Source organism: Moorena bouillonii PNG, from assembly GCF_001942495.1.
Lineage (GTDB): Bacteria > Cyanobacteriota > Cyanobacteriia > Cyanobacteriales > Coleofasciculaceae > Moorena > Moorena bouillonii.
The window spans coordinates 5,972,315-5,988,510 of record NZ_MKZS01000001.1 but is presented as its reverse complement, the minus strand read 5'-3'; the positions used below and the strand labels follow the sequence as shown (position 1 = coordinate 5,988,510).

The window sequence follows — 16,196 nt, the reverse complement described above, 5'->3', positions numbered from 1 at the left end:
CCATGGTTCTCACCGCTCCCTGGCTTTATTACACTATTTTAACATGGTCACTCCACTACGCACCCTACGCACCTGGCACCCTACGCAACTGCCCAACCCCAGGATCAGGGGCTGTGCCTGGAATCCCTAACCTTAGGGTGAGGGGATAAGATGAAACCAAGGTGAGTGATATCTGAGAATTTGATGAAGGATTGATAGCAATAGCATTTTCAAATCGATCATCAAACTCAATGCTGATTAAAGTCCCAAACCGCTAAATGATTTGGGTGCGGCTCTTTTAAAAAGACGCTAGACTCATAAACGTGCCAGGGGTCGCGAGGACAATCCCCTACTGGTTCAGTAGGGGATTACGCGGTAGGCAGCTATACTAACCCAGCGCGATCGTGGGCATCGGCAAGAAAAACTGCTCCAAAATTCCCCTCCACCAGAACATTCGTAAACATTCTACTAATTGCAACTAAACAATATGCTACCCACCAACCAAAACAAGGACGGAGATTTCACAGAAGCACGGGAACTATTTGAGGAAATGGTAACGTGGTTAAGTTCAGAGAGTTCTTGTGGTCTGGAACACAGTGAATTGGAGAATAATCTATTTGTCAACGGAAACGAACTATTAAGAAGATTATTACAAGGTTATTTAGATAAGAGAAAGTCAGATGAAATAGAGTCAGACTGTATAGGTAGTGACGGGGTAAAAAGAACCCATAAACGTCACCAATCGAGAAAACTGAAGACAATATTTGGGATAGTAATAGTCAATCGCCTTGGCTACGGAGGAAGAGGCATTCATAGTCTAAATCCTCTGGATGGAGAATTAAATCTGCCACCAGAACAGTATTCTCACGGACTATCAGAGCGAGTAGCGACATCAGTAGCGTTCAACGGATATAACCAAACAGTAGACATCATTAACAAGACAACCGCAGCCAAAGTAGCAAAGCGTCAGGTTGAAGAATTAGCACTATCGAGTTCTCGTGATTTTGAGGAATTCTATCAAGCCCAACAAGCACAGTATCAGCTTGGGGAAAAGACAGGAGATATTCTGGTTATTAGTGTCGATGGCAAGGGCGTAGTCATGCGCCAAGAGGATTTACGCCCCGACACCAAGAAAAGAGCTGCCGGTCAAAAAAAGCTACAAAAACGTCTAACTAAGGGAGAAAAACGAAACTCAAAACCCATGGCGACAGTAGCTGCTGTTTATACAATAGAGCCAATAGTGCGGACAGCAACACAAATAGTCAATCCCCCAAAATTAGCCAAGATAAAACGTCCGCGTCCCGAAGGTAAAAGAGTTTGGGCTTCTTTAGCAAAAGAGGCAGAACAAGTAATTAATGAAACATTTGATGAAGCTTTAAGCCGCGATCGAGAACGACAAAAAAAGCTAGTTGCATTAGTTGATGGTAATAAGACGCAATTACGACGGCTTGATCAGTTGGCCAAGAAACATAAAATTCAGCTCACAATTGTTCTGGATCTGATTCATGTAATTGAGTATCTTTGGAAAGCTGCCTTTGTCTTTCATGCTCCTAGCAGTAAAGAAGCTGAAGATTGGGTTAGCGATCGTTTGCTTCGTATTCTTGAAGGTAAATCAAGTTACGTTGCTTCGGGTATGCGCCGCTGTGCAACCCGGCTTCAACTCAAACCAGAGCAACGTTCTGCCGTAGATAAATGCGCAAACTATTTACTCAATAATCGAGATTATCTTCGGTACGATCTTTACTTGGCTGAAGGATTTCCTGTTGCTACGGGAGTAATTGAAGGAGCTTGTCGTCATTTGATTAAAGACCGAATGGATATTACTGGAGCCCGGTGGAGCCTTCAGGGTGCTGAGGCGGTTTTACGTCTTCGTTCTCTTCACGTCAGTGGTGATTGGAACGACTATTGGCGTTTTCATTTGCAAAAAGAACATCACCGCAATCACCAAGCAAAGTATTTTTCTGGTATTCCTTTGCTTAAAAGTGTTATTCAAGCTTCAATTTGTACAAATACTTCATACAAAGCGATGGTTTTTTGACTGGACTTGCGTCTTCTTAAAAGAGCCGCACCCAAATGAGATTTAGCCCTTACGATTCCTCATCGATCCGATTATTACCAACATCAAAAACAATTATAAATTCCGCATCCGGCATCAATCGTTTCAGGGCCCATAAATGTCCCTCTGCATCCGATCGATTGCGAAAGCGAGCAACAACAACTCGCTGCATGTCTTGATGCAGTCGCTCATGGGGGAAACCCCCAAGACCGCGCTGCATCGCTTGTGGTAACAGCCGAATGACCACCCACGGATGAAGGCGTTCAGAATAGGTCATCATTAAAGTATCTCCTTTTGATAGGAGAGCCAGAGCTAGCCCGTAGGTATTGGACTCTCCCCGGGCTAGCTCTTGACTCTGGGCGTCTCAGCGCCCACTCTGATACTATAGCACAAAAAATATTACATTATAGCATATTTTTAAAATTTTGTAACAAATGCTCGGGAGTCGGGAGCAGGGACTGAGGAAAAATTACGATTTCAATTACAACAACCGGAAGGATTTAGTAGTTATGGGGAAGTGCAACTTTGGTTAAAGGAATTGTGTGGCATGGATATACCCTATGCCAGAGTATATAAATATGTGCGCACTTGTTTAAAAACTAACTTAAATAAGTTAGATTAAATTTGTTACAGCCAGTCACTATAGCTAGCTCACCTACTCGATTGCTAGAGATTGGATTCTCTGTTTGTAAGCATCACTGTCTAAGCCATCACCATCATTGGGATCCCAACCTTTTTTGTTGATTATTTCGTTGAGAGTATCAAGGCGTTTTGCTGGTTCTGGGTGGGTTCTTAGCATTGCCGGTGTATTGCCTTTGGTTAATTTTTCGAGAAATCCAGTCATGCCTGAGGGAGCGTAGCCAGCACCGTGCAACATTTCTAATCCCTTGCGATCCGCTTCATATTCCTGCTGCCTTCCTCGGGGAAGAGAGAAGGCGATATCCTCAAGAAGATTTATAATTGTCCCATACTCGACTTCACTATTTACCTCAAGGTTCTTGTCTTTGATAATCTGGCGCAGTTTCTCTATGCTGTGTTTGCTAGTAATGTGAGCAATTTCGTGAGCTATCACTGCAGCTAACTCAGCTTCATTTTCTACCCCTTTCAGCAAGCCAGTATGAACATAAACAAAGCCACCCACCAAGGCAAAGGCATTTATATCGTTGTTCCTGACTACTTGAAAGGTATAGGGAAAATTGGGGCGATCGCTATAGGGGATTAATCTCTTACCAATGTCTTGGACGTATTCAGTGATTTTGCGTCCGCTGTAAATCTCCAGCCCTTGAGCAACTTCTTGTTGATTCAAACACTTACCCAGCTCTACTTCTTGTTGATCAGAAATGGTGATTAACTGAATTATCTCAATTCCTGCATCACCATCCAACAACCCACATAAATCAAATGCTGATGAGGTATGGGGTAACCCTACCCCTAGAGCCAGTGCCACAACTACCAGAATCAGCAGGTAAAACCATCGACGATGGGAAGCACGCTTAATCCAAAAGAATGGGTTTAACATAGTCGTCTATTTAAGCGTCTATTTGAATAATCATAGGGTTGTAAGTATTCATTATTCAGCTTTCAGCAGTCAGCTTTCAGCAGTCAGCTTTCAGCAGTCAGCTTTCAGGGATTTAGTTAGCACATTTTTCATAAGCAGCTTGTCGTATACCTTGGTAATAAATCGAGTCAACACCCAAGGATTTTTCCAAAATTATATCCCACCTTAAGTTAGTAATAAATTTATCAATTTTTTTCTTCCATTCTATATCCTGATCAGGTAAAATTATTCCGTAAAAATCACAACTTAACGGTCGGTCAGGAATTAAGGTAAAATCCTGGAATGTCAGCCCTTGTCTTAAGGCTTCTGCCATTAAAAGCATGCCATCACTGGCAAAAGCATCAATATCCCGTTCGACAACATCTTTCAGAGCCAATTCTCGACCGTTAGAGCCTCTGTAACGAGCGTCTTCTATTTCAGCTAATGGGTAGGTACTGGAGATTAAGGGATGTGTATTTGAACCAGGAAGGACACCAATTTTTCTACCAGCTAGGGAAGTTTCAGGATTGAATATACCCTTCATTTCGGGTCTGATTAGAAAATGTGTCCCGGAAAAATAAAAAGCAGTGGAGTAAGTAACTCCTGATAGTGGTGGAGCACTTTTGATCGTATTGGGACCACAATCTAGATGTACCGTGCCATTGGCTACCATCCCATAACGATTGTTAGGAGAGTCTTCGTCTAGAACAGATGGAATTGCCTCGAACCGAACAGATGTATTGAGTACTTCACCAAGATGGTTGGCTAGAAAATACATTTTAGTCACGCAGTAGCCTTGCCATTGGTCTTGCTCTAGAAAACCAAAGGGAGGGGAATCTCTCCTAATTCCTACTTTCAAAACACCAGTGCGCTTAATTTCTGACAAGACTGTTTCAGCTAAACTGGCTGAGGTAAACGTTAAAGATAAGATAATACTAAGGGTGATAGTGGCTAGCTTATTCCTCATTTCTTTTTGGGATTCTAATAATTACTTACTGATATCACTTTCCAATCGATAAATCGCTCAAAGGTTATCTAACCCTGAGCCTAACCCTGACTCAGTGCCAGTAATTTAGGGGAATAGTATCAAAGTATTACCAATAAATAATAACCTTTTTCATGAAAATTAACATACGCAGTCTTGCTATAACTTCAGCCAATTCATTTATATTACTAAGCTATTTGGCTTAGTGTTCCGGCATTATAAGCTAATATTAATTTATTAATCATTTAGTCAATGTTTAATTTTCACCAAACTATGGTCAATATCCTTGACCTTAGTACAGCCACTCAACGCCATGGCTATATCCAATTCATCTCGTAACAATTGCAAGACATGGCGTACTCCCGCAACTCCTGCTACAGCTAATCCCCATAACACTGGACGACCTACTAATACCGCTGATGCACCCAAGGCTAAAGCTTTGAGCACATCAGTGCCTCGACGGATACCCCCATCGATTAATACTGGTAGATGATTTCCCACGGCTGCGACCACTTCGGGTAAGGCATCGATGGATGCGATCGCACTATCCAATTGCCGACCGCCATGATTCGATACAATGATTCCTTTGGCTCCATGGTCCAATGCCTTGAGAGCATCATCTCCTCGCAAAATGCCTTTGACTAACACCGGTAGAGTAGTGATCGATTGTAACCATTCCAGATCCCGCCAGGTCAGTGTTGGATCAATTTGCTGGGCAAAATAGCTCAATAAACCCGATTCTCCTGCAGTTTTGGGAATTTCCAGACCGGTCATAGTCGCTAAATTAGCCAATTCCATCCCTACCGGTAGAGTAAATTGATTGCGTCGATCCCTTTCTCGACACCCCAACACTGGTGCATCTACGGTCAGACAAAGGGCACTAAAACCAGCTGCCTCCGCCCGTTCCACCAGTCTACGGGTGAGAGTGCGATCGCGATGGACATACAGCTGAAACCATGAGGGATTTTGGATATGGGATGTTGCCTCCTGCTTTTGTTGGCTCTGTTTCCCGGCAAGGGCTACAGCTTCTAAGGGTTTGGTGGACATGGTACTCAACACCATGATTGCCCCTACCTCAGCTGCCGCCCTTGCTGTTGCCAATTCACCGTCTGGATTGGCCAGACACTGGAATGCCATCGGAGCCACCAGAATTGGTATCGGGAGAAACTGATCTAGGATTTGTGTGCTTAAATCTCGTTGACTCACATCCACCAACATCCGAGGACGGAGTTTTATCTGTTCAAACCCTGCACGATTGTCTCGCAGTGTTACTTCATCCCAAGCACCACTGGCGTAATAATCCAGTGCCATGGGAGATAGATACTGCGGCGCTAGGGCTTCGTATTCAAATAGATTAATGGGTTGATTCAAGGTTGGTTGAAAGTTGGTTGAAGGTTGTTTGGTTGAAGGTTGAAGGTTGAAGGTAGTTTTGTGGAAGGTTGAAGGTTTTTTTGTTATTCGCCTTTGGCGTTCGGTGTAGGGTAGGTTGACATCTGGCACCCTTGTCAGTAATGCACCTGACCGGCTGTGGGATTAATTTTACAGGCTTTTAGCTCAAGTCCACAAGACAATAAATAAAAATTGCTATAATTTTTATCTGATGCCCAGTTTGAGGTAAACCTTGAAAACTGTTGCTGTCTTTTTTGAGGAAGCAGGCACCTTTGCCTACCCATTTACTAAAAAAAAGTACATACGACACATTGCCCAACTTGGTGAAGCAATTGAAGCCTGTGGTGCCAAATTTCGTGTTGTTCGTCACCAATCTTCCTATCTAGGATCAGGACAATTTTCCCAGAGTTGGGAATTACGAGATGGACAAGTAATTGAAACTGGTCCTGTCAAAGCTGATGTCATTTTCGATAAAGGATTGTTTATCTCTGATGGAACTATCCCAGTTCTTAACTGTCAGGAAATTAACGAAATTTGCACCAACAAATATAAAACATTTCAGCTGTTTAGTGACTATTCTCCCCAAACCTATCTTGTTAACACCAAAGAAGAGTTTTTTGAGGCACTCGACCGAATACCAGGGCAATATAAAGTTGTCAAGCCATTAGATGGTCTTGAAGCTAGAAATGTCCACATTGGAGACGATGAGTTCTTAAAGAAGCAACATTGCCCCTATCCCTTATTAGTGCAAGAGTTTCTCGATTCACGCTCAGGTATACCCGGTATTGTCAATGGTGTTCATGACTTTCGTGTAGCACTCCTCAACGGGGAAATTATTCACTCTATAGTACGTACTCCAGCTTCAGGAAAATTAGTAGCATCCGTGACTGAAGGAGGCGAGATGCGTGTTGTAGAAATAGAACTCATCCCTAGCACTGTCTTAGATCTAGTGGAACAAATTGAAAAACATATGGTACAGTACGGTAACCGTTTTTATGGCATTGATCTTGCCCTAGTTAACGGTCAACCGAAAATCATCGAGCTTAATTCTCGTGTTAGCATTTGGGACAATCAACAACATCAAGTATTCGCTAGCACCAAAAGGAAACTTGCCGAAGTTTTGGTATCACTTTGATACTTGGGTAGGGTGCGTTAGGGACGGGCGATCCCTCATTTTCTCGGTAGCCATTGTTCGGATAGTCCGTCCCGTAACGCACCACTAGCTCAAACAGCAAAAATGAGATGCACCCGTTAGGGACGGGCGATCCCTCATTTTATGCTTCGTCCTCACCGTTGGGACAGCACGCCCGAAAATTGTAACGGGCAAGATGCCCATTCCACCCACCGGGTCAAACAGCTTTTAGGATATGCACCCTTATCAATTCCACAAAATATACAATATTACCAAATATTAAATTATGATCGAGTTTGAAAAAATAATCAATTTAACTGTTGATAAACTCCTTAACTATTTGCAGGAAAATCAAAATACTGACACCAAGGTAATAGATTATAAAAGCCCTCAAACCCTTAAGGAAAAACTCGATTTAAGCTTACCGGAAAATGGAGTTCCCTTAGCCGATTTAATTCCGATTATTGAATCGTACCTTGACCATAGCGTGCGGACTAGTAGCCACAAATTTTTCAACCAGCTTTGGGGTGGATTTGAGATAACTGGATTATTAGCAGAAATGGTAACTAGTACTGCTAATACTTCTATGTATACCTATGAAGTTGCTCCAGTAGCTACCCTGATCGAGATTAAATTGATTGAGGCTCTCAAGGACTTGATCGGCTTTCCTCAAGGTGAGGGGTTGATGGTGACAGGAGGGAGTAATGCTAATCTGGTCGCCATGCTTTGTGCGCGACACAAACTCCTACCCGAATCCAAAAACAAGGGATTGGGAAATCACCAGCTAGTAGCATTCATCTCAGATCAGGCTCACTATTCCTTTTTCAAAGCAGCAAATTTGTTGGGCATGGGCATAGACAATGTAGTTAAAGTCAAATCCGATGGCGATCAGCGCATGTGCCCGCAACAATTAGACGTTGCTATTCAACAAAGCCTAAGTGAAGGAAAAACACCTTTCTTTGTGACAGCTACTGCGGGCACTACCGTTGCCGGTGCATTCGATCCGTTGCCCTCAATTGCAGAAATTACCAACAAATATGGACTCTGGCTACATGTGGATGGGTCTTGGGGTGCTCCGGTTTTGTTCAGCAACCACCACAAGCACCTGTTGCAAGGTAGCTCCTTAGCAGATTCTTTTACTTGGGATGCTCACAAACTCATGGGCGTGCCCTTGATTTGTTCAGCTATTCTGGTAAAACAACCAGGGACTTTATTGGAGGCTTGTTCTAGTCAAGGTACTCACTATATCTTCCACGATGACGAAGATAGTGCCTATAATCTCGGAACTATGTCCTTGCAGTGTGGGCGGAAAGTAGATGCCCTTAAGCTGTGGCTAGCCTGGAAATACTATGGCCAAAATGGTTATGAAGCAAGAGTTGACCGCTTGTTTGAACTCGCTAGCTACGCGGCGGACTATATTCGCAATGGTGAGAATTTAGAATTGATAGTTCAACCAACATTTTTGAATATCTGTTTTCGCTATAATCCCAGGGATAACAGTCTGTCTAATCATGGTTTAGATCAGCTGAATCTGGAGATACGTGAGCAATTAATGCGCTCCGGTCAAGCATTAGTCAATTACTCTCACTATCAAGAACAGATTGTAATTCGCTTGATTCTCACCAACCCAGATATTAACGAAGCAGATCTAGATAGTTTTTTTGCTAACTTTATCCAAATTGGTAATAGTTTATTATAGGAGGTACGGAAGATCCATAAAAACAAAAAAAAGCTGGCGAATCTATAAGCGAACGCCAGCATATAAATTGTAAAGGTGTAAAAATCAGGTAGAGAATGGGAAAGATAAAATGTCTTATCTCATCCTGCTGTCTTGCCTAAACAAACATTAGTCTAAACAAACATTGGAATCTGTGTGACTAAACTACTGAAGATCAAGATAGTACTCCAGAGAAGGCGGCGATAAAGACCCATTAGCTTAGCTATCCTGACGACCTGGTGGCTAACTAGTTAATATTAATAGATAATAATAGATAAATATTAAGGTGACAGTAATTTTTGGTTAAGGATAAATTATCAAGAAGGATGTTCCCCTGATAGCTTTACCGTCGGGTAGGATGAATGATTAATTATCAAGTCAAGGATGAAGGGTGAAGGGTGAAGGGTTCATCCTTCATCCTTAAAATTAGCGATTGTCAAGGTTAAGGACTAAATCAGACTTCAAGGTTACATCTAAATCTGTGTCAGGGTCGATGACAAATACTTCTACGTCTTCCTGACCTCCTGCAAGAAGAAGTTCTGTAACCAAACCGAGTCCAGCACCAGCTAAAACTTCCCAAAATTCAAGCTTACCAAAGATTTCAGAGAGTACAGCCCCGGCAGCTGCACCAATAGCAGCACCTTTGAGCAAATCGGGATCAGTGTTTTTGGTAATGGTTTCAGTTTTGGTGACAACCTCGGAGGTGGCATCAAGGGATAAGGATTGATCACTATCCCTGAGAATCAACTTTTCGGCGACAAACTGAGAACCTCCTTGAACTGGACGCACTTCACCTTCAATCTCACTACCTGCTGGAATTAGGAGGGTTCCTGAAAAGGAGACTACATCTCTAGCTACTATCACCGTTATCGGTAGAGTTTCATTACGAGTGACAATAACTCTCTTGGCGTCGTCGGATTCAACTGGTATTAAAGTCCCAGCAGGAATGATGACTTGGGTAAATTGAGCCAACTGTGGCTCGATGTAGAATCTAGACTGGGCATTAGCTTGAGTCGCTATCAACATTGGTAACGCCACAGTTGAAGTGATCCCCAATGCGGTGAGTAGAGCGATTCTGGACTGCCAACGATGGGAAATAAACATTAAATATATCTTCCTTGAGGATGAGTAGAAGCGATTAATTAGACTCAAAAGAGCATAGTTATGTTTCCCAAGGTGATCATGAATTATGTGATCATCAAAGCAAGCGTACGCTAATTGATCAAAATTCTGACCAGGATACCCCACCTACACCCACCCGACCTTTAAAGCTGCTTGTCACCCCATCACCCCATCACCCCCATCTTCTGCTCCCGGAGCGTTCGCGTAGCGTAGCCCTTCGGGCTAATCGCATCATGTCTGTTTTAGAAGCTAATTTAAAACCTAAAATCTGTAGGATTGAGGTAAGATCAGGTTTTTGAGCCCCATAGAACTAGAATTAGGTCTGGGACTGCTAGAGCCACTGGGAGGTTTCACCATGAGTCTAGGCACATGGATTGGTCTACTTGCCTTTATCCTTTCGTTATACATCCTGTGGCAAATCCGTAAAGTACTGCTGCTGATATTTACTGCTGTGGTACTTGCCAATGCCTTAAATATCTTGGTGGAAAAATTCCGCCGGGTTGGCATCAAACGGCTTTTTGCTGTGCTGCTGTCAATTCTTCTGATGGTTGCTCTAACGGTAGGGTTTTACTGGCTAATTGTTCCACCGTTTGCCGACCAAGTGCTAGAGCTGATTGATCAGGTTCCTAGGGGTATAGAAAAATTAGGTCAGTGGTTGGATGTGTTGTCAGCGCGTCTTCCCCCAGATCTGATTACTTTCCCCGAGATCCAATTAGATCAGCTAATTCAACAGCTACAACCGTTACTTAATCAGTTATTGGGTGGTGGATTCTCCATTGCCTTTAACTCTTTGGCTGTCGTAGCCCAAGTTTTGCTGGTATTAGTTTTGACTATAATGCTACTGGCTGACCCCAAGGCTTATCGTCAAAGCTTTATCCGACTTTTCCCATCTTTCTATCGCCGTCGAGTTGATCAAATTTTGACTCTATGTGATCACTCTTTACGGGGGTGGTTAGTAGGCATTCTCGTTAACATTGCTGCCATTTCTGGCTTAAGTTTTGTGGGTTTGGTCATCCTACAAGTGGAACTGGCACTGGCACAGGCGGCTTTGGCAGGTATCTTGACATTTATCCCCAATATTGGCCCTGGATTGAGTGTAGTCCCACCGATTGCGATCGCTCTACTAGATGCACCCTGGAAAGCGATCGCTGTTTTAATTCTCTACATCATTATTCAGCAGGTGGAAAGTAATTTGCTAACTCCCCTGGTCATGAAGCAACAGGTATCCCTGCTACCAGCAGTAACCCTTTTGGCTCAGGTATTTTTCGCGACATTCTTTGGTTTTTTAGGTTTACTGTTAGCTTTACCATTAACCGTAGTTGCTCAGGTTTGGCTAAAAGAAGTTTTAATTAAAGATATCCTCGATCAATGGAAAACTAGTCCGATATCAATCAGAGATACCCAGACCTCTACAGAAACCGTTGCGATCGGCGTTCGCGAAGCGTGGCCAAAGGCCTCAGCCGCGCCAAAGGCGATCGCATCACCAAATCCTGATTTAGCCAGCCCAACTACATCAAAGGATTCCCAGGATAGCACTGAATCGGACAATCACCCCAAATCCGACAAATCAGATCAAATCGAGAAGGAGGAAGAGTAAGCCTTCATAAGCCTTGAGCCGTTACAATCCAAGCTATGGATTTTCACAACTGCCTATGATCACGCTCGGCTGACCGAGGTGAGCTAAGATACCACTGGCAAGTGATATTTTGGAAAACCTTTCTCCCCATTCCCAATCCCTATGCGAACCATTGCTCAAATTAATGACAAAATCGAGGGTAACTGTGCCGTAGTGTGGACAGTGGAAGAATTAAAAGCACGGGTGGCAGACATCGGTGTGACTCAGGCGGCGAAAGAAGTAGACATCATTACTACCGGTACCTTTGAGCAGATGGAGTCTTCCGGAGCAATCATGAATTTGGGACATACTGACCCACCCGTGAAAATACGGAAATGTTGGTTAGATGGAGTTCCAGCTTACACTGGCTTCGGAGCAGTGGATTTGTTTTTGGGAGCAACTCAAGTTGTTGACTACCCAGATAACCGTGAGATTCCAGATATGGAAGAACATAGGCAAAGGGGTGGTGGTGATGTCATTGAAGACCTGATTGCTGGGAAACCCGTCCACCTGCAAGCTCTTGGACAGGTGACAGATTGTTATCCTAGAAGCTCCTTTGAGACCACGATCACTAAGGATAGAATTAATCAGTTTTACTTATTCAATCCTCGCAATCTGTATCAAAACTTCATAGTAGGGGTGAATGGAGGCGATCGCCCCTTGTATACTTATCTGGGTTTGTTGCAGCCCAAACTCTCCAATGCGGTTTACTCTAACCCAGGAGCAATCTCACCCCTAATCAATGATCCGGAACTGAAGCTAGTGGGTATTGGCACGCGGATTTTTATGGGTGGAGGGATTGGCTATATTGCTTGGGAAGGGACCCAACACTTCCCACTGCAAAAACGCCTTCCCAATCAGACACCTATAGGACCAGCAGCAACTCTAGCTTTAATTGGAGATGCCAAGCAAATGAATCCCAAATGGGTACGGGGTTGTTACTTTAAAAATTATGGCCCCTCTCTGATGCTAGGTGTGGGCGTACCAATGCCAGTACTGAATGAAGAAGTAGTGCAACGTTGTGCTGTACAAGATCAAGACATTGTTGCACCAGTGGTAGATTTTGCCATTCCTAGACGGGTGCGTCCAACCTTTGGGTTAGTCAGCTACGCTCAGCTGAAGTCTGGTCGGATCACTATTGATGGTAAATTAGTACGTGTAGCTCCTCTTGCTAGTATTTTCCTCTCCCGGCAAGTTGCTCTGGAATTAAAGCAATGGATTGAGAGTGGCAAATTTACCCTAACTGAACCAGTAGCACCAATTCCGATGGACCGCTCATTTCTACCTCAAGACCTATGGGGTTCTCAAATTAGTTTGGATTGATTTAGTCATTGGTCATTTGTAAGCATTCAGCCGTCAGCCGTCAGCCGTCAGCTTAAAATAAACCTAGAACGATAAAATTTAAAGGTGCGCTTGACCCATTAAGAATTAAATTCGCCACGGGTCTCACCTAATAGTTCCAGATTAATCAGAACTGAAAGTCTGGGTAAAATTCCATGACTCGTGGCACAGGCTTAGAACCTGGGATGAATTAGCTGATAGCTGATAGCTGATAGCTGAATACTTACGGTCATTTTAAAATTAAAAACTGAAAATTGAAAAGTAATAATTAGCAATTAATAATTAGCAATTATCAATTAGCAATTACCAATTATCTTTAGCTTACTTGAGCTGTGACATTTGCTCGTCTAACACAGCTAATTTTGAGCGGAGTAGAGGATTGTCCTCTACTGCAAGGATTCGACAAATGCGATCGCGCATTTTTTCGTGGTGTCTTAGGGTAGTCTCAGTGTCTGCTTGTAAGCCGTAGTGCCGCTCTTTAATTTGTGTCTCTGGCAAGCAGAAGAACACCCCTCCATCAGTTCGTTGAATGCTGCCTTCAAGCAGGTCAAAGATTCGTGCGTTGCTAGTGATCGAGCCCTTGGGGTTTTCGCACCCGTATACATGAAGGCTAAAAAAGCAGGATTCTCCGGGGTTGCCCATCTGGTGAATCATATCGTCAGCTACTGCTTTTACCTCTTCTGACCTAAAGTCCAACCGCTTCAGGGTTTGTAGCACTCCATCTGTTAAGGTATACACGTAGTGTTCCGCCTCGCCAAAGCACTGTACTGCTCCCCATTGGGCTACGCCGTGGTCATGAATCGTGCTGTAGTCTCCTGGAGCCCAAGACATCACCATAATTTCAAAGGAATCGCACTCGTACAGTAGCTTTCGACCGTAGCTGTCGGTGATGGGATGATCAAAGTCAGCCCATCCGATCAAATCTTTCGGTGAGATGCGTGCATCCAAAATGCACTTACGAGCAATTTTCGGTACCAATACCGACTGACTTTGGATATTACTAATTAAGCGCTGGATACTCTCGGGAAGACTTTTATCGGATACAGAAGTCTTCATGCCAGTAATAATCTGAATCATTTTTCCATCCTCTAATTTTTTAAAAAAACTTGGTTTTCTGAAAATGGAGAATTAAAAATTGAAAATTCACAAAATGGGATTAACCATCCTAGAATGGATTAACCGCAATAAGGGATTAACCGAAATGTCTACTATTACTAGGTAAGGAAATGGTGTTAGGGTAATGGTGTTAGAGATTACTATTCAAAGCCTAATCCCTAATACTTAATCCCTCATCCATAGATTTACCTAACTAAAAATTCCTCACTGGTTGACTTTACTGTATAGACCTTAAAGCTCTAGGCTGAGAGAAAGCTGATAAATTCCTCACTATCCTCTGAAAAAGATTGAGAACTATCTCAGCTTATTTTTATTCAGGACACATGATCATGATTCCTCATATCATCAAAGATTTCTTCAAGCTATAGCAAGCCCGATTGAAACGAAAAAGAAATCCCTCCCCATCTTCAACCTCCTTCCCATCTTCCCATCCGTTACATCCGCTTGAAGTATCGCTTGCAAGCTCCTCCCATGTTCAAAACTCCGACACAGATTGCTATAACAGAGTGTTATAATTCAGGACAGTAAGGTAGGATATGGGATAAAACAAGCTGCATAATAACCATGTCATGCCAGCGTCCCTTGAAAAACCCAATTTCTTTTTGAACACCTACAACCTCAAATCCAAATCGCTTGTGAAATTCAATACTCCCTTGATTGCAGGCAATAATTTTAGCAACGACATGGTGATAGCAAAACTCCTCAACTTTATGGAGCAATGCTGTTTGTAAAATACTGCCGTAACCCTTACCAGTTTCCCCTAAAGAAAAATAAATCGAAATCTCGCAGCAAACACGGTAGCCTAAGCGAGGGCTATAGCGCTTGATAACACCCCACCCAATAACACAGCTTTCTCGTTCTGCAACCAGTATGGTTTCGCGATCGCCAAACTTATTCGCGAGTACTTTCATGTCCTCAGCGGTATAAAATTGGCAATCCATCGTACTGTTGCCTGCAGCGATAGACTCGTTATAAATAGATGCAATTGCTTGAAAATCAGTATTTTTATATTGCCTTACCAGAATGTTGGGAGGCTCTGGTAAATCTGCACAGAAATTCTCTTTTTTAGTTGACATTTTTCTGCACTTATTTTTTTTGCCCTAATTATTTCCTCGCTCTCAATTATAATTTAGAGAACTAAACACTCCTAATCTTCAACCAAACCCAACGATAGGTTTTTTCTCGGCTTTCGAGAAAACTCAATCATCCAGGTGAACAATCGCTCCATTATCGATTGGTTGGTTAACAGTTCTAATCTAGCAAAGCCACCAATATTTCCTCCATTGATTTCGCTAATGCACCAGTTACCCTCATCATTCATCAAAAAGTCATATCCCAAGGTATGTATACCCCGACAGCGATAGTGTTCAAAGGTGGCGTCAATTGCTTCTTTTTCTTCAGAGCTGATATCTGATAAAAAACATTCTCCATCTACGCTGACATTATGCACCCAATGACCACTTTTCGAGCGGCGGATATAGGCACCGTAAATTTCACCATCTACCACAACAATCCGCTTGTCTCCCGCATCAACTCGCTGCAAGTATTGCACAAATTGTAGTGGTTTGCCTGTGGAACCTTTCAGATAATTCATCACCTCAGAAAAGTGAGTAAACTCCCTGGTACCTGCAAAGGGATTATCCACTAGGAAATGACCCTTGTCATACCAAATTTTAAAAACTCCTCGACCACCACAACTATTATATCGCTTAGCCACAATAACTTGGTGCTTTTCAAAAAAAGTCAATGCTTCCATCCAGCTATCGGTTACTACCATGTCTGGGGTAAATTTACTCGCTACCTTGAGGAGGAATTCTTGCTGAATTTGCTCATGAATTCCCGTAGGACTATTGACAAATTTTACAAAAGGCTCCCACAATCGTAGTCTATCTAGATATCCTTCAGGAAAAGGCTTTAAGGTGCGACAAAATACCAAGTCAAACTCCTCTAGCGATCGCCAATCCCGGACTTGTGAATCTAATTCGAGAAAGGTAGTGTAAGGTAGTATTCCCTTCACCGGAGCTACCTGAATCGATTCAGTATTTGCTCCTTGGGTGAAGACGCCCTCCGTAGGGATGTGGAAGAATTCAAATCGTTCGTCGAGGGCTAGCCGTTGGTAAAAGATGGGTATGTCCAGTAACGGACTAGAGTATCGAGAAGGATTGCAAATGGAAAGTAATTTCATCTTACATTACTTCTTATATTAC

General features: G+C 43.0%; 13 protein-coding genes. 5 read left to right on the top strand and 8 right to left on the bottom strand.

Annotation, left to right across the window (positions count from 1 at the left end; genetic code table 11):
- Positions 1–466 precede the first annotated feature (466 nt).
- Positions 467–2,017 (top strand): ISKra4 family transposase, encoded by a 1,551-nt coding sequence (locus tag BJP37_RS24290; RefSeq protein WP_075902627.1) that lies wholly within the window; start codon positions 467–469, stop codon positions 2,015–2,017.
- A gap of 49 nt (positions 2,018–2,066) precedes the next feature.
- Here the strand turns inward: BJP37_RS24290 and BJP37_RS24285 are convergent, their stop codons facing one another.
- The 4 genes from BJP37_RS24285 to BJP37_RS24270 all read right to left on the bottom strand — a co-directional run bounded on the left by BJP37_RS24285 (position 2,067) and on the right by BJP37_RS24270 (position 5,928).
- A complete protein-coding gene (locus BJP37_RS24285; RefSeq protein ID WP_075906421.1) occupies positions 2,067–2,312 on the bottom strand; it encodes a hypothetical protein in 246 nt (81 codons plus the stop codon).
- Between the two features lie 378 nt (positions 2,313–2,690).
- Positions 2,691–3,554, bottom strand: a complete 864-nt coding sequence (locus BJP37_RS24280) for a M48 family metallopeptidase (protein ID WP_075902625.1) — start codon at positions 3,552–3,554, stop codon at positions 2,691–2,693.
- Between the two features lie 112 nt (positions 3,555–3,666).
- Positions 3,667–4,539: a type 2 periplasmic-binding domain-containing protein gene (locus tag BJP37_RS24275; RefSeq protein ID WP_075902623.1), complete on the bottom strand. Its 873-nt coding sequence runs from the start codon at positions 4,537–4,539 to the stop codon at positions 3,667–3,669.
- Between the two features lie 267 nt (positions 4,540–4,806).
- On the bottom strand, positions 4,807–5,928 hold the full coding sequence (locus BJP37_RS24270) for an alpha-hydroxy acid oxidase (protein ID WP_075906420.1): 1,122 nt from the start codon (positions 5,926–5,928) through the stop codon (positions 4,807–4,809).
- 250 nt (positions 5,929–6,178) lie between these two features.
- Between BJP37_RS24270 and BJP37_RS24265 the strand changes: the two genes are divergently transcribed.
- On the top strand, positions 6,179–7,081 hold the full coding sequence (locus BJP37_RS24265) for an ATP-grasp domain-containing protein (RefSeq protein WP_075902621.1): 903 nt from the start codon (positions 6,179–6,181) through the stop codon (positions 7,079–7,081).
- A gap of 283 nt (positions 7,082–7,364) precedes the next feature.
- Positions 7,365–8,777, top strand: a complete 1,413-nt coding sequence (locus tag BJP37_RS24260) for a pyridoxal phosphate-dependent decarboxylase family protein (RefSeq protein WP_075902619.1) — start codon at positions 7,365–7,367, stop codon at positions 8,775–8,777.
- Positions 8,778–9,221: 444 nt separating this feature from the next.
- Here BJP37_RS24260 and BJP37_RS24255 read toward each other — a convergent pair whose 3' ends face one another.
- Positions 9,222–9,899 carry a TraB/TrbI/VirB10 family type IV secretion system protein gene (locus BJP37_RS24255; protein WP_075902617.1) on the bottom strand — a complete coding sequence of 226 codons (678 nt, stop codon included), beginning with the start codon at positions 9,897–9,899 and terminating at the stop codon, positions 9,222–9,224.
- 373 nt (positions 9,900–10,272) lie between these two features.
- Here BJP37_RS24255 and BJP37_RS24250 point away from each other — a divergent pair, with 373 nt between their 5' ends.
- The gene (locus BJP37_RS24250) at positions 10,273–11,514 is read left to right on the top strand and encodes an AI-2E family transporter (RefSeq protein ID WP_075906418.1); all 1,242 of its coding nucleotides are present in this window, start codon (positions 10,273–10,275) and stop codon (positions 11,512–11,514) included.
- Between the two features lie 141 nt (positions 11,515–11,655).
- Complete coding sequence (locus BJP37_RS24245; protein WP_075902615.1) at positions 11,656–12,855, top strand: homocysteine biosynthesis protein; 1,200 nt, start codon at positions 11,656–11,658, stop codon at positions 12,853–12,855.
- A gap of 339 nt (positions 12,856–13,194) precedes the next feature.
- Here BJP37_RS24245 and BJP37_RS24240 read toward each other — a convergent pair whose 3' ends face one another.
- The 3 genes from BJP37_RS24240 to BJP37_RS24230 all read right to left on the bottom strand — a co-directional run bounded on the left by BJP37_RS24240 (position 13,195) and on the right by BJP37_RS24230 (position 16,174).
- Positions 13,195–13,950 carry a cysteine dioxygenase family protein gene (locus tag BJP37_RS24240; protein ID WP_075902614.1) on the bottom strand — a complete coding sequence of 252 codons (756 nt, stop codon included), beginning with the start codon at positions 13,948–13,950 and terminating at the stop codon, positions 13,195–13,197.
- 548 nt (positions 13,951–14,498) lie between these two features.
- Positions 14,499–15,065 carry a GNAT family N-acetyltransferase gene (locus BJP37_RS24235; protein ID WP_075902612.1) on the bottom strand — a complete coding sequence of 189 codons (567 nt, stop codon included), beginning with the start codon at positions 15,063–15,065 and terminating at the stop codon, positions 14,499–14,501.
- Positions 15,066–15,136: 71 nt separating this feature from the next.
- The gene (locus BJP37_RS24230; protein ID WP_075902610.1) at positions 15,137–16,174 is read right to left on the bottom strand and encodes an ATP-grasp domain-containing protein; all 1,038 of its coding nucleotides are present in this window, start codon (positions 16,172–16,174) and stop codon (positions 15,137–15,139) included.
- Positions 16,175–16,196: the final 22 nt, after the last annotated feature.